The organism is Streptomyces sp. NA02950, from assembly GCF_013364155.1.
Taxonomy (GTDB): Bacteria; Actinomycetota; Actinomycetes; order Streptomycetales; family Streptomycetaceae; genus Streptomyces.
Map to the genome: position 1 here is coordinate 5962873 of NZ_CP054916.1, position 20593 is coordinate 5983465.

Annotated in this window: 15 protein-coding genes and 1 pseudogene; 12 read left to right on the top strand and 4 right to left on the bottom strand. The window is 72.8% G+C overall.

All coding sequences use genetic code 11. The features are described 5' to 3' along the window. Nucleotides 1–208: 208 nt before the first annotated feature. From HUT19_RS26140 to HUT19_RS26160, 5 genes and pseudogenes are all read left to right on the top strand, one after another. A complete protein-coding gene (locus HUT19_RS26140; RefSeq protein ID WP_176187312.1) occupies nt 209–931 on the top strand; it encodes an aspartate/glutamate racemase family protein in 723 nt (240 codons plus the stop codon). A 109-nt stretch (nt 932–1040) separates the two neighbouring features. After that, nucleotides 1041–2263 (top strand): annotated as a pseudogene (locus tag HUT19_RS26145) (EfeM/EfeO family lipoprotein). After that, nucleotides 2260–3480: an iron uptake transporter deferrochelatase/peroxidase subunit gene (gene efeB, locus HUT19_RS26150; protein ID WP_176182804.1), complete on the top strand. Its 1221-nt coding sequence runs from the start codon at nt 2260–2262 to the stop codon at nt 3478–3480. Before HUT19_RS26145 ends, efeB begins: the two are co-directional and overlap by 4 nt. Before the next feature lie 185 nt (nt 3481–3665). Next, the gene (locus tag HUT19_RS26155; RefSeq protein WP_176182805.1) at nt 3666–5534 is read left to right on the top strand and encodes a phospholipase C; all 1869 of its coding nucleotides are present in this window, start codon (nt 3666–3668) and stop codon (nt 5532–5534) included. 198 nt (nt 5535–5732) lie between these two features. Beyond that, the gene (locus HUT19_RS26160) at nt 5733–6854 is read left to right on the top strand and encodes an LLM class flavin-dependent oxidoreductase (RefSeq protein WP_176182806.1); all 1122 of its coding nucleotides are present in this window, start codon (nt 5733–5735) and stop codon (nt 6852–6854) included. A 73-nt stretch (nt 6855–6927) separates the two neighbouring features. Here the strand turns inward: HUT19_RS26160 and HUT19_RS26165 are convergent, their stop codons facing one another. Then, a complete protein-coding gene (locus HUT19_RS26165) occupies nt 6928–8583 on the bottom strand; it encodes a bifunctional diguanylate cyclase/phosphodiesterase (protein ID WP_254886227.1) in 1656 nt (551 codons plus the stop codon). A gap of 558 nt (nt 8584–9141) precedes the next feature. Between HUT19_RS26165 and HUT19_RS26170 the strand changes: the two genes are divergently transcribed. The 3 genes from HUT19_RS26170 (at nt 9142) to HUT19_RS26180 (ending at nt 12137) form a co-directional block, all read left to right on the top strand. Next, nucleotides 9142–10413, top strand: coding sequence for a M6 family metalloprotease domain-containing protein (locus tag HUT19_RS26170; RefSeq protein WP_176182808.1), 1272 nt, complete (start codon nt 9142–9144; stop codon nt 10411–10413). Between the two features lie 175 nt (nt 10414–10588). Then, nucleotides 10589–11395, top strand: coding sequence for a hypothetical protein (locus HUT19_RS26175; protein WP_176182809.1), 807 nt, complete (start codon nt 10589–10591; stop codon nt 11393–11395). Nucleotides 11396–11531: 136 nt separating this feature from the next. Further along, complete coding sequence (locus HUT19_RS26180; RefSeq protein WP_176182810.1) at nt 11532–12137, top strand: DNA-binding response regulator; 606 nt, start codon at nt 11532–11534, stop codon at nt 12135–12137. Between the two features lie 52 nt (nt 12138–12189). Here the strand turns inward: HUT19_RS26180 and HUT19_RS26185 are convergent, their stop codons facing one another. The 3 genes from HUT19_RS26185 to HUT19_RS26195 form a co-directional block, all read right to left on the bottom strand. Further along, nucleotides 12190–13449 carry a sensor histidine kinase gene (locus HUT19_RS26185; RefSeq protein ID WP_176182811.1) on the bottom strand — a complete coding sequence of 420 codons (1260 nt, stop codon included), beginning with the start codon at nt 13447–13449 and terminating at the stop codon, nt 12190–12192. A 123-nt stretch (nt 13450–13572) separates the two neighbouring features. Continuing rightward, nucleotides 13573–15912, bottom strand: a complete 2340-nt coding sequence (locus tag HUT19_RS26190; RefSeq protein WP_176182812.1) for a TOMM precursor leader peptide-binding protein — start codon at nt 15910–15912, stop codon at nt 13573–13575. Between the two features lie 6 nt (nt 15913–15918). Then, complete coding sequence (locus HUT19_RS26195; protein WP_176182813.1) at nt 15919–16107, bottom strand: hypothetical protein; 189 nt, start codon at nt 16105–16107, stop codon at nt 15919–15921. A 245-nt stretch (nt 16108–16352) separates the two neighbouring features. Here HUT19_RS26195 and HUT19_RS26200 point away from each other — a divergent pair, with 245 nt between their 5' ends. The 4 genes from HUT19_RS26200 (at nt 16353) to HUT19_RS26215 (ending at nt 20474) form a co-directional block, all read left to right on the top strand. Beyond that, nucleotides 16353–17177, top strand: coding sequence for an AfsR/SARP family transcriptional regulator (locus tag HUT19_RS26200; protein WP_176182814.1), 825 nt, complete (start codon nt 16353–16355; stop codon nt 17175–17177). 255 nt (nt 17178–17432) lie between these two features. Then, nucleotides 17433–17993, top strand: a complete 561-nt coding sequence (locus tag HUT19_RS26205) for a cyclase family protein (RefSeq protein ID WP_176182815.1) — start codon at nt 17433–17435, stop codon at nt 17991–17993. A gap of 216 nt (nt 17994–18209) precedes the next feature. Continuing rightward, nucleotides 18210–19445, top strand: a complete 1236-nt coding sequence (locus HUT19_RS26210) for an FAD-dependent monooxygenase (protein ID WP_176182816.1) — start codon at nt 18210–18212, stop codon at nt 19443–19445. 78 nt (nt 19446–19523) lie between these two features. Then, nucleotides 19524–20474, top strand: coding sequence for a GlxA family transcriptional regulator (locus HUT19_RS26215; RefSeq protein ID WP_176182817.1), 951 nt, complete (start codon nt 19524–19526; stop codon nt 20472–20474). The last annotated feature ends 119 nt before the right edge of the window (nt 20475–20593 follow it).

Consider the following 20593-nt stretch of genomic DNA (forward strand, 5'->3'; position numbering starts at 1 on the left):
TGAACCGGTGGTGAGGGGCCGGGCGGTCACTCGTATGGCCCCTCGGTCGGTGCCCGGACCGTTCCGAGGGTGCGGGACGGGTCCGCCGGGTGAGAGGGAACCCGGCGGGTGTCCGCGGTGTACAAGAAGTGTCAGAGCAGGGGGCGGCGCTCACGGCGCCGCCGGTTAGGAGGCAGTGCTAGTGGTAGCGGACACGACGCGCCCGGTCCTGGACACGGTGGGCTTTCTCTACCCGGGCTATTCCGCCGAGGACGACTATCCGCGCCTGGAGGGCATCCTGGGCGACGACGTCCGGCTCCCTCTGGTCCATACCGATATCGGTGAGGACGCCCACCGGGTGGACGCGCTGCTGGAGATGGGGTCGGCGCGGCGGCTCGCGGCCGGGGTCAGCGAGCTGAAGGAGCGCGGCGCCCAGGCCGTGGTCTGGGCCTGCACCAGCGCCAGCTTCGTCTTCGGCTGGGAGGGTGCGCATGAGCAGGTGCGCGAGCTGGGGGAGACGGCCGGGCTGCCCGCCTCCAGCACCTCCTTCGCCTTCGCCCATGCGGTGCAGGCGCTCGGCGCCGAGCGGGTCGCCATCGCCGCCACCTATCCGGAGGACGTCGCCGAGCACTTCCGGGCCTTCCTCAAGGCGGCGGGCGCGGAAGTGGTCTCCACCCGGGGCAGCGGCATCATCACGGCCGCGGAGGTCGGCACCTGGGGCCGTGACGAGGTGCTGCATCTGGCGCGCGCCGGAGACCACCCCGAGGCGCAGGCGGTGCTGCTGCCGGACACCGCTCTGCACACCGCCGCCTGGCTGCCCGATCTGGAGGAGGAGTTGGGCAAGCCGGTGCTCACGGCGAACCAGGTCACGGTCTGGGAGGGGCTGCGGCTGCTGGACCGTGAGCCGGTCCATGACCGGCTGGGCACCCTGTTCGCCAAAGCCGGGCGCTGACGGGGCCGGAGGAAACGGGGAACGGGCATGGGTGTCCGCGGAGTTCGGGTTCCCGATTTTCCCTGCTGATGGTGGCTTCCGCCGCGTTGGGTGTGTCTAGCATGCAGCCGTGCGTCCTCCTGCTCTCCGTTCCTCACCCCGCCGCCTTTGGCTGATTGCCGGTGCGGTGGCGGCCGCCGCGGCGGTGGCGGCCGGATCGCTCGCTCTCGGCGGGGGTGACCCGGACGGCCACCGGGCCACGTCCGCCATCGGATCCGACGGTCTGCGGCACACCTCCGTGGAGGTGTCCGAAGGCCGCTGCGGCCGGGGGTGGAGCCATCCGCACCGGGGCAAGCAGGTCTTCGATCTGCGGAACACCTCCAGCAGGGCGACCGAGGTCCATCTCACCGACGCGGCCGACGGCGCGGTGTACGGAGAGGTGGAGGGACTGGGCCCCGGCACCAGCCGTCCGCTGCGGGTCACCCTCGGCGGCGGGTCGTACGCCTTCCGCTGTCTGCCGGAGGACGCGGGCGGGGTGACCGGGCCCACCGTCACCGTGGCCGGACCGGCGAGCGGCGGCGGCCCGGCCGCCCTTCCGGTCACCCAGCAGGATCTGATCCCCCCGGCCATCGGCTACCAGAAGTGGATCCAGCACCGGATGGACGATCTGGTGCGGCGTACGGACGCGCTGCGCTCGGCCGTCCGCGGCGAGGATCTGGCCGCCGCCCGCGCGGCCTGGCTGCCCGCCCACCTGGTGTACGAGCGGATGGGCGCCGCCTACGGCACCTTCGGCGAGGCCGACGGCGCCATCAACGGCACCACCGCCGGGCTGCCCCGAGGGCGGCGCGACCCGGACTTCACCGGCTTCCACCGGATCGAGTACGGCCTGTGGCACGGCGAGTCCGCGGGTGCGCTGCGCCGCTACGCGGACCGGCTGGACCGGGATGTCCGCGCCCTGCGCAAGGAGTGGCCCGATCAGCGGATGGACCCGGCCGACCTGGGGCTGCGGGCACACGAAATCATGGAGAACACCGTGGAGTTCGAGCTGACCGGACGCACCGACTACGGCAGCGGCAGCAACCTGCCACCGCCCGCGCCAACCTCGACGGCACCCGGGCCGTGCTGCGCCATCTGCGCCCGGTGCTGAAGCCCCGTGACCCCGGGCTGCCCGAGCTGGACACCTGGCTGGACCGCACCGGGCACACCCTGGACGCCGCTCACCACGGGGACGGCTGGACCCCGGTGGACGAGCTGAGCCGCGCCCGGCGGCAGAAGCTCAACGCGGACACCGGCGCACTGGTGGAACGGCTGGCCGAGGTGGCGGCCCTGATGGATCCGCGGAGGAACCGGTGAGCGAGGTGGTGCGGCGCGGATTCCTGCGGGGCGCGGCGGCGGGCACGGTCGGCGCGGTCGCGGGTTCGGCGGCGGTCCCGGCCGCCGCGAAACCGGGCGCGCGCGAGGACACCCCGGCCCGTGTCCCCTTCCACGGGGCGCATCAGGCGGGGATCCTCACCCCGCCCCAGCGGGCCACCGCGGTCATCTCCTTCGACGCCACCGCCGAGGACCGGGCGGAGCTGACCGACCTCTTCCGCACCCTCACCGACCGCTGCCGTTTTCTCACCACCGGCGGCACCCCGGACCCGGTCGGCATCACCGCGCCGCCGGCCGACTCCGGCACCCTGGGCCCCCAGGTGGGCGCGGACCGGCTGACCACCACGGTCGGTGTGGGCGCCTCGCTCTTCGACGGGCGCTACGGACTGGAGGGCCACAGGCCCCGGCGGCTGCGCACCATGCCCACCTTCCCCGACGACGACCTCGACCCCGGCTGGTGCCACGGCGATCTGAGCCTCCAGTTGTGCGCCGACAGCCAGGACACCGTGCTGCACGCGCTGCGGGACATCGCCCGGCACACCAGGGGCGCCCTCCAGGTGCGCTGGCGGATGGACGGCTTCGTCAGCCCGCCGCGCCCGTCCGGCACCCCGCGCAACCACATGGGGTTCAAGGACGGCACCGCCAACCCCGACCCCGGGGACGCCCGGTCGATGGACCGTCTGGTGTGGACCGGCGCCCGCACCGGGGAGCCGGGCTGGACGGTGGGCGGCAGCTACCAGGTCATCCGGCTGATCCGGATGCTGGTGGAGTTCTGGGACCGGGTCTCGCTCCCCGAGCAGGAGCGGATGTTCGGCCGCAGCCGGGACTCCGGCGCCCCGCTGGACGGACAGCACGAGTCCGACGTCCCGCGGTACGCCCAGGACCCCAAGGGCGATGTCATCCCGCTGGACAGCCATATCCGGCTCGCCAATCCGCGTACCGCGGCCACCGAGGACCAGCGCGTCCTGCGCCGCGCCTACAACTACGACCGGGGCATGGACAGCAACGGCAATCTCGACATGGGGCTGTTGTTCTGCTGCTACCAGCAGGATCCGGTCCGTCAGTTCGAGGCGGTGCAGCGGCGGTTGGCGGGGGAGCCGCTGGTGGACTACATCACCCCGTTCGGCGGCGGCTACTTCTTCGTGCTGCCCGGAGTCAGGGACCGGGCCGACTGGTGGGGACGCACCCTTCTGTCCTGATCGGCGGCGGAGTGTCGGCTCACCGGCCGGTCAAGAACACCTCAAGATTCTCTTGTGTTTTTCCGGCCCCCTTTCATCCGGTGGCCTCCGCGGATTCCATCGGAGGGTTCGCTCGGCGGCCCAGGATCGGCGCGGGCGTTGACATGCGTGACATGCGAACGGTGTGGACGGTGTGGAGGGATGGCATGGGCGGGAGAGCAGGATCAGCAGGCGGCCGACGGGCCGGTCGCACCCGGCGCTGGGGCGCCCTGGCCGGCGCCGCGGCCCTGGTGGCGATGGGCGGTGCGGCCCCCGCCTGGGCCGCACCCGCCAAGGGCCCGGGGCACACCGGCACCCCGGTGAAGCATCTGGTGGTGATCTTCGACGAGAACGTCTCGTTCGACCACTACTTCGGCACCTACCCCAAGGCCGCCAACACCGACGGCACGAGGTTCACCCCGGCCAAGGAGACCCCGAAGAACATCGACACCCTGGCCCACGCCGGCCTGCTGGACAAGAACCCCAATCTCTACAAGCCCAAGCGGCTTGCTCCCTCCCAGGCGATGACCTGCGACCAGAACCACAACTACGGCCCGGAGCAGTACGCGGCCCACGGCGGCAAGGCCGACAAGTACGTCGAGAACACCGAAGTCAGCAAGTGCACCGGGCTGTTCGGCGAGCCCGGTCTGGTGATGGACTACTACGACGGCAACACGGTCACCGGGCTGTGGAACTACGCCCAGCACTACGCCATGAGCGACCGGTCCTTCAGCTCGGCGTACGGCCCCTCCAGCCCCGGCGCCATCGAGCTGGTCTCCGGTCAGACCCATGGCGTGATCTCCACCGATCCGAAGTCCAGCACCGAGGACCCGAAACAGACCGACACCCCGGACAAGTACGCCGTTGCCTCGCCCGACGCCAAGGGTGTCGGCACGATGATCAACGACCCGGACCCGGCCTTCGACGACTGCTCCAACAAGGACCACACCAGCGACAACGCCCTGGCCCGGCTCAAGGGCAGGAACATCGGCGATCTGCTCAACACCAGGGGCGTCAGCTGGGGCTGGTTCCAGGGCGGCTTCCGGCCCAGCACCGCCTGGGACGGCGAGGACGGCCACTATGCCAAGTGCGGCGGCACCACCCATGAGAATGTCGGCGGGGCGGCCTCGGTGGACTACAGCCCGCACCACGCGCCCTTCCAGTACTACAAGTCCACGGCCAATCCGCACCATCTGCCGCCGAGGAGCGTCCGGGAGATCGGGCACCGCGGCCGGGCCAACCACAACTACGACCTCACCGACTTCCATGCCGCGCTCTCGGCGGGCCGCCTGCCCTCCGTCAGCTTCCTGAAGGCCGCCGAGTACCAGGACGGCCACGCGGGCTACTCCGACCCGGTGGACGAGCAGCACTTCCTGATCAAGCAGATCAACGCGATCCAGAAGTCGCCGCAGTGGAAGGACACCGCGATCGTCGTCGCCTACGACGACAGCGACGGCTGGTACGACCACGCCTACGCGAAGGTGAGCAACGGCTCCGCCGACAAGACCCCGGGCTCCGACGGCAAGGCCACCGACAGCCCCGCCTGCCAGTCGGGCCCCGAGGCCGCGGGCGGCTACCAGGACCGCTGCGGTCCGGGCACCCGTCAGCCGCTGCTGGTGATCTCGCCGTACAGCAAGGCCAACAAGGTGGACCACACCCAGACCGAGCAGGCATCCATCACCCGCTTCATCGAGGACAACTGGCACACCGGCCGGATCGGTGACCACTCCTTCGACGAGCGGGCGAAGCCGCTCTCCGGACTGTTCGACTTCCGGCACCCCAACAACACCCAGCTGCTGCTGAAGCCGGACGGCTCGGTCGACTCGGTGCACAGGGCCCCGCACTACACCACCACGGCCCTCGCCGCCCCCGACGACGTCCCGATCGCGGGCGCCGACCTGGGCGGGGAGCGGCGGCTCGCGCGGAAGGCCACCTCCTCCGTCCTGCCGGTCGGGATCGCGGCCGGGGTGGTGGTGGCCGGGGGCATGGGCACGGCGGTGGCACTGCACCGGCGCCGCGCGTCCCGTACCGTCTAGCCCGGTCGCCCCGCCCCCGGGCCCGCCGCGGCTTCCCGGGCCCGGCGTGACGTCCCGGGTCCGGCGCGGTTTCCCGGGTCCGCCGTGGCGGCGGCGGACCCGGGAATCACCGGGAATAAACCGGAGACGTTCTCCGGTTGGTCCCGGCGGCAGGGGCGGAAGCCCCGCGGAAGAGAGCGACCAGGGAGGCGGGCCACCGTGGCCGATGAGCGGGACCGGCAAGACGAACAGCGCGACACCGTGCGGGGCGAAGCCCTCGGCAGTGCGCCCGTACCCCTGTCGGTGCTGGATCTGGCGACCGTGGGCAGCGGAGTGACCGCCGCCCAGGCGCTGAAGACCTCCGTCTCCCTCGCCCGGCTCGCCGAGCGCCGCGGCTTCCACCGCTTCTGGGTGGCCGAGCACCACTCCATGCCCGGTGTCGCCAGCTCCTCCCCGGCCGTGATCCTCGCTCATCTCGCCGCCCACACCGAGCGCGTCCGGCTCGGCTCGGGCGGGGTGATGCTGCCCAACCACGCCCCGCTCGTCATCGCCGAGCAGTTCGGCACGCTGGAGGCGCTCGCCCCCGGCCGGGTGGACCTCGGGCTCGGCCGGGCGCCCGGCACCGACGGCGCCACCGCCGCCGCGCTGCGCCGCACCGACCGGCTGCGCGAGGGCGCCGACGAGTTTCCGCAGCAGCTCGCCGAGCTGATCCGGTTCCTCGACGACGACTTCCCGGACGGCCACCGCTACGCCCGGATCCATGCGGTGCCCGGGCCCGTGCAGGGATCCGTCCCCGGCGGGGTGCAGTCCGCGGACCGGCCCTCGGTGTGGCTGCTGGGGTCCAGCGGGTTCAGCGCCCAGCTCGCGGGCACCCTCGGTCTGCCGTTCTCCTTCGCCCACCACTTCTCCGCGGCCAACACCCTCCCCGCGCTCGACCTGTACCGCGAGACCTTCCGCCCCTCCGCCGTGCTGGACCGGCCGTACGCCTCGATCGGTGTCTCCGCGCTCGCGGCCGAGGACGGCAAGGAGGCCCACCGCCAGGTGCTCACCGGCGCGCTGTCCATGATCCGGCTGCGCACCGGCCGTCCCGGCCTGGTCCCCACCCCGGAGGAGGCCGAGGCGTATCCGTTCAGCGAGCTGGAGCGCGACTTCGTGGACAGCTGGCTGGCGAACGTGGTGTACGGAACGGCGGACGAGGTCCGAGAGGGTCTCGACGGGCTCGTCAAGCGGACCGGGGCGGATGAGCTCATGATCACGTCCACGGCGCACGGCCGTGCGGCGCGGCTGCGCTCCTACGAGCTGATCGCCGACGCCTACGGCCTGCCGGACGCGGACGTCTGACCGCCCGGCCGGTCCCTGACCGGCCGACCGCGTCCGTGAGGCGTCGAAGCCGCCGCGCCAGGACGCCGCGGCGCTACGACGCCGCCGAGGATGCCGGGGACGCGGCGATCATCGCCTGGATACGGTCCGGCGGCACCGGGCGGGAGTAGAACCAGCCTTGCCCGGTGTCGCAGCCGATCCGGCCCAGCCGCTCCGCCTGCTCCGCGCTCTCCACACACTCCGCCGTGACCGTCAGCCCCAGCCGGTGGGCGAGCTGCACCAGCGCCTCCACGATCGTCTCGTCCGCCGGGTTCGGATGCTCCGCCGTCCGGAAGCCCTGCACGAACGACCCGTCCAGTTTGAGCGTGGAGACCGGCAGCCGGCTGAGATAGGCCAGGTTGGAGTAGCCGGTCCCGAAGTCGTCGATGGCGATCGCCACTCCCATGTCGCTCAGCCGCTGGAGCGCCTGGAGCGGACGTCCGGCCGAGCCCATCACCGCGGACTCGGTCAGCTCCAGTTGCAGCAGATGCGGCGGGAGCCCGGTCTCCCGGAGGATCGTGCCCACATCGGCGACCAGGTCCGAGTCCCAGACTTGGCGGACCGCCACATTGACGCTGACCACCAGCGGACGCCGCGGATGGGCCCGCTGCCAGGCGCGGGCCTGGTGGCAGGCGGTCCGCAGTACCCACTGGCCGAGCGGCACGATCGCGCCGTTCTCCTCGGCCAGCGGGATGAACCGGTTCGGCGACAGCCGCCCGAACTGCGGGTGGTCCCAGCGCACCAGCGCCTCCACCCCGCGTACGACGCCGTCGACCAGCCCCACCAGCGGCTGGTAGTCGAGCACGAACTCCTCCCGCTCGACCGCCGGGCGCAGGGTGCTGGAGAGCGCCTGACGGGTCATCCGGTGGGCGTTGCGCTCGGGGTCGAAGAGGGTCCAGCGCGCCTTGCCGTCCTCCTTGGCCCAGTACAGCGTGGTGTCCGCGGCCTGCATCAGCCAGGTGGTGTGGGTGCCCGCGGCCGGCCGCTCCACCACGCCGATGCTCGCCGACACCGACAGCTGCTGGCCCACCACGTCGAACGGCCGCTGTAACGCGGCCAGCACCGTCCGGGCCAGCTCACAGAGCTCTTCGGTGCCGCTGGAGTTCCGCACCAGCAGGGCGAACTCATCGCCGCCGAGCCGCGCCACCAGATGGCCGCCGGACGCCGCGCATTCGGTCAGCCGCTGGGCCACCGCGCCCAGCAGCCGGTCGCCGACCCGGTGGCCGAGGGTGTCGTTGACCGCCTTGAAGCCGTCCAGATCGAGGTAGCACAGCCCGATCCGGCCGGTGCCCTCCTGGTCGTAGGCGGCCGACTCCAGCGCCGAGGCCAGCCGCTCGAAGAAGAGGTGGCGGTTGGGCAGCCGGGTCACCGGGTCGTGCATCTGGAGATGCCGCAGCCGTCCCTGGAGGTCCCGCCGATCGCTGATGTCCGCCATCGACAGCAGCATGCCGCGACGGTCCGCGGTGGGCTCGACGGTGATCTCGGCCCACAGCGCATGGCCGTCGGTGTGCTGGAGCCGCCGGGTGCAGCACAGCCGGGCCCGGCGGCCGCACAGCACCTCGCGGTACTCGCTCCAGGTCCGCGGGTCCTCCCGCAGATCGGCCAGATCGGCCGCGCTGCGGGTGGCCAGCAGGCCCGGATCGGTGCCCAACAACGCACCGAGCGCCGGGTTGGCGTCCAGCACCCTGCCCTCGCGGTCGACCACGGCCATGGCCAGCCGTGCCGCGTTGAAGGCGGCACGGTAGTCGGCGGGAAGGGCGCCCGGGGGAGCGCCGGCGCCGGGGCAGGGTGCGCCCGCGCACTCCCCCAGGGGTGGAGCGCTGGGTGCCGCATCACGCTCTGTGACTGTCGGCAGCGTCGCGCCGGGCGCGCGGCCCTGCCCGTCGGGGATTCCGCTCACCGCTCGCTCCCGCGTGGCGTTCGTCGTGGCCAGGTCTGTCGTACACGTCTTGTGCATGTCTCACACCGGGTGCCGGGCGGGCCGAGATCGCCCGTCCGCAGAGGTAGTCCCCGTGGGAAATGTGCCGATCATAGAGGCTCGTACCTCGGACATTCCATCGACGTCATCGCGCTCACCGCCGCCTTGACCGTGTGTTTGGCCGTAACTGTTCGACTCTGCGCGGGCCAACGGCCCGCCTGACCGATTGTGACCGTCTGTTACGTACCCGCATCGCGGCCGGTTCACTCGACCGGTCCAGCCGAACAGGGCGTACCTCCCTTTTCGGCCCCAGGGTGGAGTGGGTGTTCCGACTACGCCCGGGAGGTCGACATGGTGCGTCCTCAGGTACCCGAGGGGGCGCACCGAACGCCCCGGCTGCGGCGTGCCGGGGCCGTCGTGACCTCGCTGAGCGCACTGATCGCCACCTCCGTGCCGGCGGGCCCCGCGGCCGCGGCGGGCGCGGGCGGCCCCTGCGACCTGGAGCGGACCGGGGCGCACCACTCCGAGGGGCTGGACAGCTGGAACGCGCGCTATCCGCGCCCGGCCCATGCGCTGGACGCGGCGATGGTCTTCCTCCGCTTCCCGGACGCGAAGCCCAAGGTGACCCCGGACCGGCTGGCCGCCGACCACACCCCCGCCACCGCCGACTTCTTCAAGCGGTCCTCCTACGGGAAGTTCGGGCTGCGGGTGCATCCGCTCAAGAGCTGGATCACCATGCCCCGGGCGTCCACCGCCTACGCCATACAGCGCGACTGGAACTCCGGGCGGCGGGCGGCCTATCTGCGGGACGCCATCGCCGCCGCCGATCCGCGGGTGGACTTCGGCCGCTACGACCTCGTCTATCTGGTCGCCGACCCCGACGCCCCGGGCGTGGACGCCGACGCGACCAAGGTGGTCAACTTCGAACGCCCGCTGCGCGCGGACGGTACCGATCTACGCCGACTGGTCACCGTCTTCGAACACCATCCGCCGGACCGCAATGTCCTCGCCCATGAGACCGGGCATGTCTTCGACCTGCCCGACCTCTACCACCGCCCCAAGGACACCGACAACAGCGGTGAGTGGGACACCTATGTCGGCGACTGGGACCTGATGGGAAGTCAGTTCGGGCTGGCGCCCGATCCCTTCGGCTGGCACAAGTGGAAGCTGGGCTGGCTGGGCGGCCGCCAGGTCGCCTGCGACCGGGCCCTCGGTTCGCGGATCTACACCCTTCAACCGCTCGCCGCCCCGATGGCCGGGGGCCGTCCGGCCATCGACACCCGCACCCGGCTGGTCGTGGTCCGCACCGGACCCACCACCGCCCTGGCGATCGAGGCCCGCGGCCGCTACGGCAACGACGCCCATGTGTGCACCGAAGGTGTGCTGGTCTACCGCGTGCACAACGACACGGCCTCGGGCGACGGTCCCATCCAGGTGCTCGACGGCCATCCGGCCAGCTCCGCCTGCTGGAACGAATCGGTCTACCCCGCCCTCGCCGACGCCCCGCTGGGCGTCGGGGACACCCTCTCCGTCAAGTCCGACGGCGTCCGGGTCACGGTGACCGGCCGGGGCGCGGGCGGCGCCTGGAGCGTCAAGGTCACTCGTCACGAACTGGGCAACTGAGCGCCCCTGACCGCACCGGGCCGTACCGCCGTACCGGGCTCGCCCGCGAGGCGGGGGCGCGGGGTGGTGTCCGGCGTTGCGCCGGGGGCTTGCGCCCAGCGGTGATCAAGCCACCTTCGAGGTGGCGCTCCGAGACTGCGGGCCCGTTCCGGGCCCAGGCGCCAGGGAGCCGAGCATGACGCGATACGCGCTTCTGGTGGAGGCCGTGAAGGAACGTGCCCTCGAGCGCCCCCGCCATGACGCGCCGGTGCACCCGGCCGGGAGCGGGGCCGCCGCACCGGTCCACCGTCTCTCCTCCGCCGGACTCGACGCCCCCGCCACCGCCGTGTCCGCCTGGCTGCGCGCCCGCGACGCCCCCGGGATACGGGTGCTGATGGCCATGGATCCGGGCTCCAGTGCGGCGGTGGCCCTGCTCGGCTGTCTGTACGCGGGGGCCGTCGCGGTGCCGGTGCCCGCGCCGTCCGGCTCCCGGACCGACGCCGAGCGCACCGCCGCCCGCACCGCCGCCCGCACCGCCGAAGGAGCGGGCGGCTTCCCGCGCACCGGCGATCCGGGCCTCGCCGTGGACGGCGGGCTCCGGATGACCGGACGGCTGCGCGACACCCTGCGGGTTGGACGGGCGCACCCTGTACCCCAGGACGTCGAGCGCGAACTGCTCTGCCACGGACGCCCTCTGGGGTCCGCCCCGGGTCTTCCGGACGGCCCCGGCACCGGTCGGCTGGTGGTCGTCCAGGATGTCCGCGCGGCGGGCGGCGCCCGCACCCCGCCGCCGCTGCCGGCCGCGCGGATCCGGGCCGGGGTGGCGGAGGAGTTCACCACGGGCGCGCTGCCGCTCGTCCGCCCCGGCACCGTGCGCGGGGTGGGTGCGCTCAAGGTACGCCGTTCCCCGCTCCGCGAACGCTGCCTCCGCGGAGAACTGCTCACCTTCCACGCCGATTTCCCGCCCGGTCTCGCCGAACCGGCGCGCGGTGGCGCGGCCTGACCCCGCGCGCACGGCGCGCGCACCATAAGGGACGGGTGTTCGACGGGCGGATTCGGCCGGGACGGGTGAAACGGCGGCAAGGATGCGGGAATACTTGTCACAGGGACGATAAAGGCGGAATACGACCGGGGGCCATATGGTTCGGGTGCTCATAGCCGAAGACATGCATATGCTGCGCAAGGCCCTGGTCGCCTTGCTGGAATTCGAACCCGATATCGACGTCGTGGCGGAATTCTCCAGCGGCACCGATATCCTGCCGCGCGCCCGGGAACTCCGTCCGGACGTCGCCGTCCTGGATATCGATCTCCCCGGAATGGACGGTCTGACCGCCGCGGCGGAGCTGCACACGGCCGTCCCCGAATGCCGGACCATGATGCTCACCAGCCTCGGCCGCCCCGGGAATCTGCGCCGGGCCCTCGCGGCCCATGTCTCGGGGTTCCTGCTGAAGGACAGCAGTCCGGACAAACTGTCCGACGCGATCCGCGCGGTCGCCAAGGGCGAGCGGGTGATCGACCCCCAACTGGCCCTGGCCGCCCTGGACGACGGCCCGCAGCCGCTGACCCCGCGTGAGCTGGAAGTGCTGCGACTGGCGTCCGAGGGCGAGGAGTCGGCCCAGATCGCGACCACGCTGTTCCTGTCGGTGGGGACCGTCCGCAACTATCTGACGTCCGCGGTGACCAAGCTGAACGCCCGCAACCGGGTCGACGCCATCAGAATCGCACGCGACGCCGGGTGGATCTGAGCCGTACCGCCGCTCCCCGAGGGCTGGTTCGCACCGCTTCCGCGGGCCGGTTTCACGCCGTCACGGCCGGCCCCGGGCCGTACTCCTCCTCCGCGCCGCGCCGCGCCCGCCGCCGCGGCTCCGGCTCCGGCTCCGTGGACACCTCGAGCTCCGCCCGCAGTTCGAACCGGCCGTCCGGCCGGGTGCCCGCGCGCAGCCGTCCGCCCAGGCTCTCCAGCCGCACCTTGAGATTGCCGATCCCGCTGCCGCCGTCCGTACGGTCGGCGCGCAGGATGGTGGAGGGCTTGCCCACCCCGTCGTTGACGAGGGTCAGCCGCACCCGGCGCCCGCTCCGCCACGCCTTGATCGCGCAGTGCTCGGCCTTGCTGTGGCGCAGCACATTGGTCAGCCCCTCGCGCAGCACGCTCGCCAGCACCGTGTCCACCAGCTCGGGCAGCTTGCCGCAGCCGATGTCCGAGGTGGCGCTGATCCCGGCCGCGGCCAGCATCGACCGCGCGGACTCCGCCTCAGCCGACAGCGACATGGTGCGATAGCCGCTGGCCACCGCACGGACGTCGGCCAGCGCCTGGCGGGAGGTCTGGAGGATCTCCGACAGCTCCCGCTGGGCACGGGAGTTCTCCCGCGGTACCAGCCGATGCACCAGTTCACACTTGAGGGTGATGGTGGAGAGGCTGTAACCGAGCAGGTCGTGCACATCCCGGGAGAACCGCAGCCGCTCCTGGGCGACCGCCAGCCGGGCCAGTTCGGCCCGCGACCGGGAGACCTCGGCCACCAGACCGGACAGCCGGGAGAGCCCGAAGACCACCAGTCCGGTCAGCGCCGTGGAGACCGTGGTGTACCCGACCTTGCCCCAGCCGAAGCCGACTTGGAACAGCAGCACATCGGTACAGAGCAGGACGGTGGCGAACGCCGCCCAGCCCAGCGCCGGGGAGAGCATCAGCAGCGCGGAGCCCGCCAGGAACCCCGGCATGCCCAGCCACGCCTGTTTGAAGATCGCGAACGGCAGGAAGGTCAGCAGCGCCTGCGACGTCAGCGTCCAGTGCCGGGCCTCGGCGAGCCGTGGCATCAGCCCGGGGAAGGAATGGGTCAGCTGGAGGCCCAGCAGCATCGCCATCGGAAGCAGGGCCAGCACCAGCTTCGCCGAGCCCATCGCCCGGCCCGAGGGGCGCGCGTCAAGCACATACGTCACCGCGACGCAGAAGTAGCCCAGGAGGACTACGACGGTGATGACGACGGCCAGGCGCGGCGCCAGGTTCTCATGAGGGCGCGGCCGGTTGTCCCCGGCAGCGCCGGGAAAGAGGCTCCGCTGCACTCGTCCTCCGGATGGTCGGGCCGGATTGGGTGGCTTGCCCGAGAGTATCCGATCTAAGCCGCAGGTGGAGAGGTCGCGTAGCGCGTTGATATGACGCCGAGTGTGACGGATGAGCACCGGGGTTCACAAAAAGAGAGGAATGGGATTGAGGCTCTGGTAGGGCGTGGGTCCGGGCAGCCGGCCGAGGGCCACCGGAACGTCGAAGAGGCGGCCGGGCGCGAACCGGGGCCAGTGCGGGCGCAGTCCGGGGACGAGGACCTTGGCCACGGGCAGTCCGACGTCGGGCCGGGTCTGGTCCAGGACCAGCAGTTCCATCCCGCGACGGCGGACCGTCTCACCTATGGAGGCTGGGGAGAAGCCGTCCGGCGGGCCGGATATCTCCGGCGGCACGGCGGCCGGATCCGGCACCAGATAGGGCTGGTTGACGGTGGTCGCCGTACGGAACCAGCGCAGCGCCTCGGGGTCGGCCGCGCCGTAGCCCCCGCCGTCGGCACGGGCCTCGACCACCGCCGGAAGCATCTGGTTGAGCTCGGCGAAGGCGCGGCACAGCGCGGTGTGCCGGTCGGGGTGGGCGCCGAAGCCGAGGGTGATGTCCTCGGCGGGCTTGTCGGTCCGGCGGGAGAGCGCCGCGACCACCGGAATCCCGAAGTCCGTGGTGAGGTCCAGGGCCCACACCTCACGCCCCAGCCCGGCGTGGAGCCGCCGCACTTCGGCCGGCCAGGGGTCGTCGAGAGCGTCCAGGGCGATCCCGGGCTGACGGGTGCGGTTGTACCACCACAGGGCGACCGCGTCCCGCTCCACCAGCTCCAGGAAGCCGCGGACCACCGCGTCCTCCAGAGTGCCCCCGGCCGCCGCCCCGTTGGAGTCGGCCCGGCAGAAGCGGCGGCCCGGGGCTTGCGGGGCGCCGTAGTACAGCAGTGCGGTGGGCAACAGCCGGTGGCGCCGGTGCGTCAGCGACCACACCGGGGTCCAGTCCAGCTCCGCGCCCTCGTCGAACGGGTCGTGGACGCGGTGGCGCGCGGGGGCCGTCCGGTCCCGGAACTGGTGGGCGGCGAAGAGCTGGACGGCGTCGGGGTGGACGGCGTCCCCGGGGTCCAGATCGCGGTAGCGGGCGCGCTGCCGGGGCTCGTCCCCCTGGAAATGGCCGCTGTAGTGCTCCAGGGCCTCGCACAGAGCCCCCGCCCGGGCCTGTTCGGCGGTACGGCCCTTGCCGTGGGCGGCGGCGCCCAGACCGGCGCGCAGCGCGTCCAGCCCGCCCAGGAGATCCGCCCCGGTGAACGAAGGGTGGTGCGCATGGAAGCAGTTGAGCCCGTCGGGGCCGCGTGGATCGCGACGGATCCCGGTGATCAGCCCGGTGACCGGGTCCACCAGATGTCCGTAGGTCTCCAGGACGCGGCGGGGCGAGGTGTCCGCGGCGGCGGGACCGTGCCGGGCCGGCAGGTCCAGCGGGGCCCGCACCCGCGCCGCGACCAGCCCCGGATCACCGCAGCCGGGGCACTGCGGGCGGCGGACGAGCGGATGCCGGTCCACGGTGGCGCTGAGGCTGTCCAGCACGGACAGCGTCCGCTGGCCCGGATGCCGCTGCCCGGCCAGCCACTTGGCCGCCTCCAGGGCGGCGAACTGGAGGGCGGCGGCACGGCTCGCGGGCAGCGAGGCGGGTGGCCTCGGCACCGGTCCGGAGCGGCCCAGCCTGCGCTGGAGGTACGCCTCGGCCTGGCGTCCGCGCCACAGCCGGTCCGCCAGACACGACCAGCAGGGGTCGTCGGGGGCGCCGAGGAACGGGCCCAGCCACGCCTGGGTGCCCACCGGTTTGACGGGCAGCCAGCGGCGGCCGGAGGCACGGTGCTCACGGTCGACGGCGGCGAGGCGGGGGTCGAGATAGTCGTCGCACACCACAAGGGTGAGATCGGTATCGCAATGTTGACGCGGTCCCACGGGGCATATGTCACCCGGGAGTTCGGAATCATCGCCGGCCCGTCGTCCCGCCGACGCCCTGTCCGGGGTTCGCGGACCGGCAGCCCGCAGTCCGGCGGCCCGCAGCGCCCGCAGGACCTCCTCCGGATCGGTCGAGCCGAGGGCCAGCGTCGCCACCGCGGCCGTCGCGGGGGCCTCCCGGCACGCCTCCCTGCCGCCGCCCTCCGCGCTCAGCCCGGCCAGCTCCCAGTACGCCTCCTCCGGGCCCGGGAGGCCCGCCCGACCGCGCTCGGACACCAGCCCCGCCTCCCGGAGCCGGGCGATGACCAGCTCGGCCTGTGCCGCGGGGACGGCGCTCGCCCGGTCCGCCGCGGCGGCCGCCTCGGCGAGGATGCGCGCGAGATCCCGGGAACCGTCGAGCAGCGGGGCGAGGGTGGCGATGGTCCGCCCGTGGAGCGCCGTGACTCCGTGCTCGGAGACGAGGTAGACGGCCTCGCCCGGGACCGGCTCGACCCGGAGGTGCGGGGTGAAGCCCAATTCCCCTGACATCCGGCGTCAGTCGTCGGCGGTGCAGATGCAGATGCGGGGGCGCGGTGCGACGACTCCCCGGTAGTGATCGGTGAGTTCCTCGATGACCAGGTCGTCCCGGAGGGCCGGGAGCGGTCCGGCCACCGCGGTGCCCGATACGGCGGACGCCAACTCGGCGGTGCTGGAGGGGGATGTGAAAGCGGGCGCGTCGATCATCGCGCTCTCCTCGGATGAGAGGGGCAGTTCCCTGGGGAAGGCCGCGGAGCGGCCCAGTGCAGGTCACTACCTATCTTGTCGCCAAGGTATGAATTTATCATGGTTTTGCATCCCAGAACTCATATGAGGTTCGGTATTCCGACACTGGCCGGAGACATCCTCCGCAGGCGAGTCTCTTAGGTGCCTCGGTGGCAGGGCCGCGCGGCAAGAGGCACTTGACGGACCGTTGACGGAGGTACAGGACCATGGACATCAAGGTGTTGGGACCACTGAGCGTCGAAGCGTGCGGTCAGTCGATCGTGCCCAGCGCGGGCAAACCGCGGCAGATCCTCGCACTGCTTTCCGTCTACGCCAACCAGATGCTGCCGGTGCCCACTCTTATGGAGGAGATCTGGGGCACTCAGATGCCGCGCAGCGCACTGACCACCTTGCAGACGTATATCCTTCAGCTCCGCCGGAGACTGGCCGCCGCCTACGGCCCGCAAGCCCCCAATGCCTCGAAGAACGTCCTGGCCACCCGCTACGGCGGCTATGTGCTGGAGGCCCAGCCGGGCGCGGTGGACATCCACGAGTACGACCGGCTGGTGGCCGCGGGGCGTGACGCGCTCGACGCGGGGGACGATGTGGAGGCGTCCCTGCTGCTGCGTGAGGCCCTCGCCGTCTGGCGCGGTCCGGCGCTGGTGGATGTGCGGGTCGGGCCGGTCCTGGAGATCGAGCTGGCCCGGCTGGAGGAGAGCCGCCTCGGTGTCCTGGAGCGCCGGATCGAGGCCGATCTGCGGCTCGGCCGCCATGCCGAACTGCTCACCGAGCTCACCGAGTTGACCGCCCGCCATCCGCTGCACGAGGGGCTGCACGCCCAGTGCATGGCCGCCCTCTACCGGGCCGGCCGCCCCTGGCAGGCGCTGGAGGTCTACCAGGGGCTGCGGGCCAGGCTGGTGGAGGACCTCGGCCTGGAGCCGTCGCCCCGGCTCCAGAAGCTCCAGCAGGCCGTGCTCGCCTCCGACCCCGCCCTCGACCTGGATGCGGACGCCCAGTGGCGGCGTCCGGTGCTCGATCTGTTCGCCGCGTAGCCCGGCGCGTTGCTCACCGCGTAACCCGGCAGGTAACCCGCCCGCGTAGCCCGCTGTCGCGACGCGTGGTTCGCCGCGCACACCGTCAGCCGTCTCCCGCGCACCAAACCGACCCCGTCCGGAGAGCCTCCCCCGAAACGCCCGGCGCCGCCCTTCAGCCGGGCCCGCTACGGCTCCGCTGCCCGATCCCCCCGCGCGGGCAAGCGGAGCCGTAGTGCTTTTCCCGCCGTCCAACGCACCAGCCGAGGGGGCGCCTTGCGCATCATCGACCTGACCACTCCCGAGGACGGCCGCAGACCGGAGCCGGATTCCGGGGCGGCCCCGCGGTGGGCTCCCCGCCCGGCCCATGTCCTGGACCTCAGCACCGTGGCCCCGGTGACCCGCACCGCCGGGGTCGCGGACATCGCCCGGGCCCTGGCCCGCCTCGGCTGCCGCCCGCGCCCCCGGGACGTGGTCCTGTTGCGCACCGGCGCCTCCGGACTGGCCGGCACACCGCGCTACTTCACCGACTTCACCGGGCTGGACGGACCGGCCACCGACTATCTGCTCGGCCTCGGGGTACGGGTCATCGGCACCGACGCGTTCAGCCTCGATGCTCCCTTCCGCGCCATGATCCACCGCTATCACGCCACCGGCGACCGCTCGGTGCTGTGGCCCGCGCTCTTCGCGGGCCGCCGGCACGCCTGCCGCCGGATCGAGCGGCTGGCCCGGCTGGACATCCTGCCGCCCACCGGATTCCGGGTCGCCTGCCTCCCCGCACGGTCCGCCGGGCCGGGGGCGCAGCGGGCCCGCGCGGTGGCGCTGCTCGACGACTAGCGCCGCGTCAGCCAAGGTTCGCCCCGGTAGCGAGGCGTCCTGGTGCGTGCGATCGCACGGCGGCCGGAAGCCCTCGTAGCGGGCCTCCCCGGGCTTTCGGCACGAGGGCGATCCTCCGCCCTGCGATGTACCGCACCGGACGCCCCCTTTGAGGACGGACCCTGGGCCCGTCCTGCCGACCGTCCTGAGTCCTGCCGACGAGGAGGAGGTGTTGAGGTGCGTGAGATCGACACCGATGTGTGTGTGGTCGGCGGCGGTCCGGCCGGACTGGTGCTGGCCCTGCTGATGCTGCGCTCGGGCCTGGGCGTGGTCGTCCTGGAGCGGGCCCGCGCCCATCAGCGGGAGTTCCGGGACGAGATCCTCCAGCCCGGCGCACTGGCGCTGCTGGACGCGCTCGGAGTGCTCTCCGGCGCACGGGCGCGCGGCGCAAGCGCGTTGGACCGGTTTCGCTTCCTGGACGGCGACCGGGTACTGCTGGAGGCCGACTACCGACTGCTTCCGCCCCCGTATGACCACCTGTTGACCCTTCCCCGCCCGCATCTGCTCGATGAACTCCTCGCCCACTGCCGCCGGTCACCGCACTTCCGCTATCTGCCCGGCCGACGGGCCGGAGGACTGCTGCGCCGTGAGGGGCGGATCGCCGGGGTTGTCGCCGACGGGCCGTCCGGCCGCTGTGCGGTGCGCGCCCGGGTTGTCGTCGGCGCGGACGGCCGCCACTCGCGGATCCGGCGGCTCGCGGGTATCGGGGCGGGCCGGACCGGGCCGAGCGGCCAGGACGTGCTGTGGTGCTCGCTCCGGACGGCGGCGGCCGGGATGCCACCGCCCCGCGAGGTCCGGGTGGTGCGCACCCCGGGCGGCCCGGTGCTCGTCCATGGCGCCTGGCCCGACCGGATCCAGCTCGGCTGTATGCTGCCGCACCGCCGCGGCCGCGAGCTGACCGCGTCCGGTCTGGAGCGCGTCACCGAGCGGCTGGTGCGGGCCGTACCGGAGTACGGCGGGCTGATCCGCGACCAGCTCCGCACAGCGGCCGACCTCGCGGTGGTGGACGTCTTCTCCGCACGCGCCGAGCGCTGGGTCGGCGACGGCCTGGTGCTCATCGGGGACGCCGCCCACACCCACAGCCTCATCGGCGCCCAGGGCGTGAGTCTGGCCGTGCAGGACGCGGTGGTACTGCATTCGGTGCTGGCCGGAGCCCTGGCCTCCGATGACACCGGAGCCGCCCGGCTCACCGCCTTCGAACGGCGCCGGGGACCCGATGTCGCGGCGGTCATGCGCCGCCAGAGCCTCCACAGCCGGGTGATGCACGCCGAGGGCGCGTACGCCACCCGCGTACGCCCCCGGCTTGTGTGGGCACTGCGCCATACGCCGCTCTACCGCCGGGCGCTCCAGCGCATCGCCTATGGCGATCCGTCGATCCAGCTCCCCGACGACGGGGCCCGCGGCTGGGCGTAGCGGCACCGCGGCGGCTGGAATCAGGTGATGCTTTTGATTTCAGCCAGGATGTGGACTCGACAAGCCTAGGGTTGAGGCATGCACACCGTTGTTGTCCTGGCGCTGGACCAGGTGATCCCCTTCGATCTGGCCACCCCGATCGAGGCGTTCTCCCGCACCCGGCTGCCCGACGGCCGCGCCCCCTACCGGGTCCGGGTCTGCGCGCCCACCCCCTCGGTCGACGCCGGGCTGTTCGCCCTCCGGGCGCCGTACGGGCTGGAGGCCCTGGCCGAAGCGGACACCATCGTGCTGCCGGGGGTGGCCGACCCCCGCGCCGCCGTCCCGGACGAGGTGATCGACGCGCTGCGGCGCGCGGCCGCCGACGGCACCAGGATCGCCTCGATCTGCGCCGGGGCGTTCGTCTTCGCCGCCACCGGGCTGCTCGACGGCCACCGCGCCACCACGCACTGGCAGGGCGGCGCGCTGCTGGCCGAGCTCCATCCCGAGGTGGAGGTGGACCCCGATGTGCTCTACGTGGACAACGGCCAGTTCCTCACCTCCGCGGGCGCCGCGGCCGGGCTCGACCTCTGTCTGCACCTCATCCGGCGGGACCACGGCTCGGCCGTGGCCGCCGACGCCGCGCGGCAGGCCGTGATGCCGCTGGAACGCGAGGGCGGACAGGCGCAGTTCATCGTCCACGACCATCCGCCGGTGCCGCGGGGCTCCCAACTGGAGCCGTTGCTGCGGTGGATGGAGGAGAACGCCGGACGGGACCTCACCCTCGGCGACATGGCCGCGCACGTGGGGATGAGCACCCGCACCCTCAACCGCCGCTTCCGCCAGCACACCGGCACCACCCCCCTCCAGTGGCTGCACCGGGCCCGCATCCGGCAGGCGCAGTATCTGCTGGAGTCCACCAGCCACCCGGTGGAGCGGATCGCCGGGCAGGTCGGCTTCGGTTCGCCGACCGCGTTCCGCGACCGCTTCAAGCGGGTGGTGGGCACCAGCCCGCACAGCTACCGCGCAGCCTTCCGGCGCGCCTCCGGCTGACAGCGCGGTTCCGCCTGGTTCCGCCCGGGTCCGGCCGGGGCTCGACGGGGTCCGGCCGGGGCCGTGGCAGGTCGCCGCCGGGTACGGGTCGAGGCGGCCTCGAGTCACGGCGGCGACCA

Excerpts from the sequence above, each read along its gene's own strand:
- HUT19_RS26155 (WP_176182805.1), top strand. The coding sequence starts at position 3,666 with ATGGGCGGGAGAGCAGGATCAGCAGGCGGCCGACGGGCCGGTCGCACC.
- HUT19_RS26165 (WP_254886227.1), bottom strand. The coding sequence starts at position 8,583 with ATGGCCGTGGTCGACCGCGAGGGCAGGGTGCTGGACGCCAACCCGGCG.
- HUT19_RS26170 (WP_176182808.1), top strand. The coding sequence starts at position 9,142 with ATGGTGCGTCCTCAGGTACCCGAGGGGGCGCACCGAACGCCCCGGCTG.
- HUT19_RS26175 (WP_176182809.1), top strand. The coding sequence starts at position 10,589 with ATGACGCGATACGCGCTTCTGGTGGAGGCCGTGAAGGAACGTGCCCTC.
- HUT19_RS26180 (WP_176182810.1), top strand. The coding sequence starts at position 11,532 with ATGGTTCGGGTGCTCATAGCCGAAGACATGCATATGCTGCGCAAGGCC.
- HUT19_RS26190 (WP_176182812.1), bottom strand. The coding sequence starts at position 15,912 with ATGTCAGGGGAATTGGGCTTCACCCCGCACCTCCGGGTCGAGCCGGTC.
- HUT19_RS26195 (WP_176182813.1), bottom strand. The coding sequence starts at position 16,107 with ATGATCGACGCGCCCGCTTTCACATCCCCCTCCAGCACCGCCGAGTTG.
- HUT19_RS26200 (WP_176182814.1), top strand. The coding sequence starts at position 16,353 with ATGGACATCAAGGTGTTGGGACCACTGAGCGTCGAAGCGTGCGGTCAG.
- HUT19_RS26215 (WP_176182817.1), top strand. The coding sequence starts at position 19,524 with ATGCACACCGTTGTTGTCCTGGCGCTGGACCAGGTGATCCCCTTCGAT.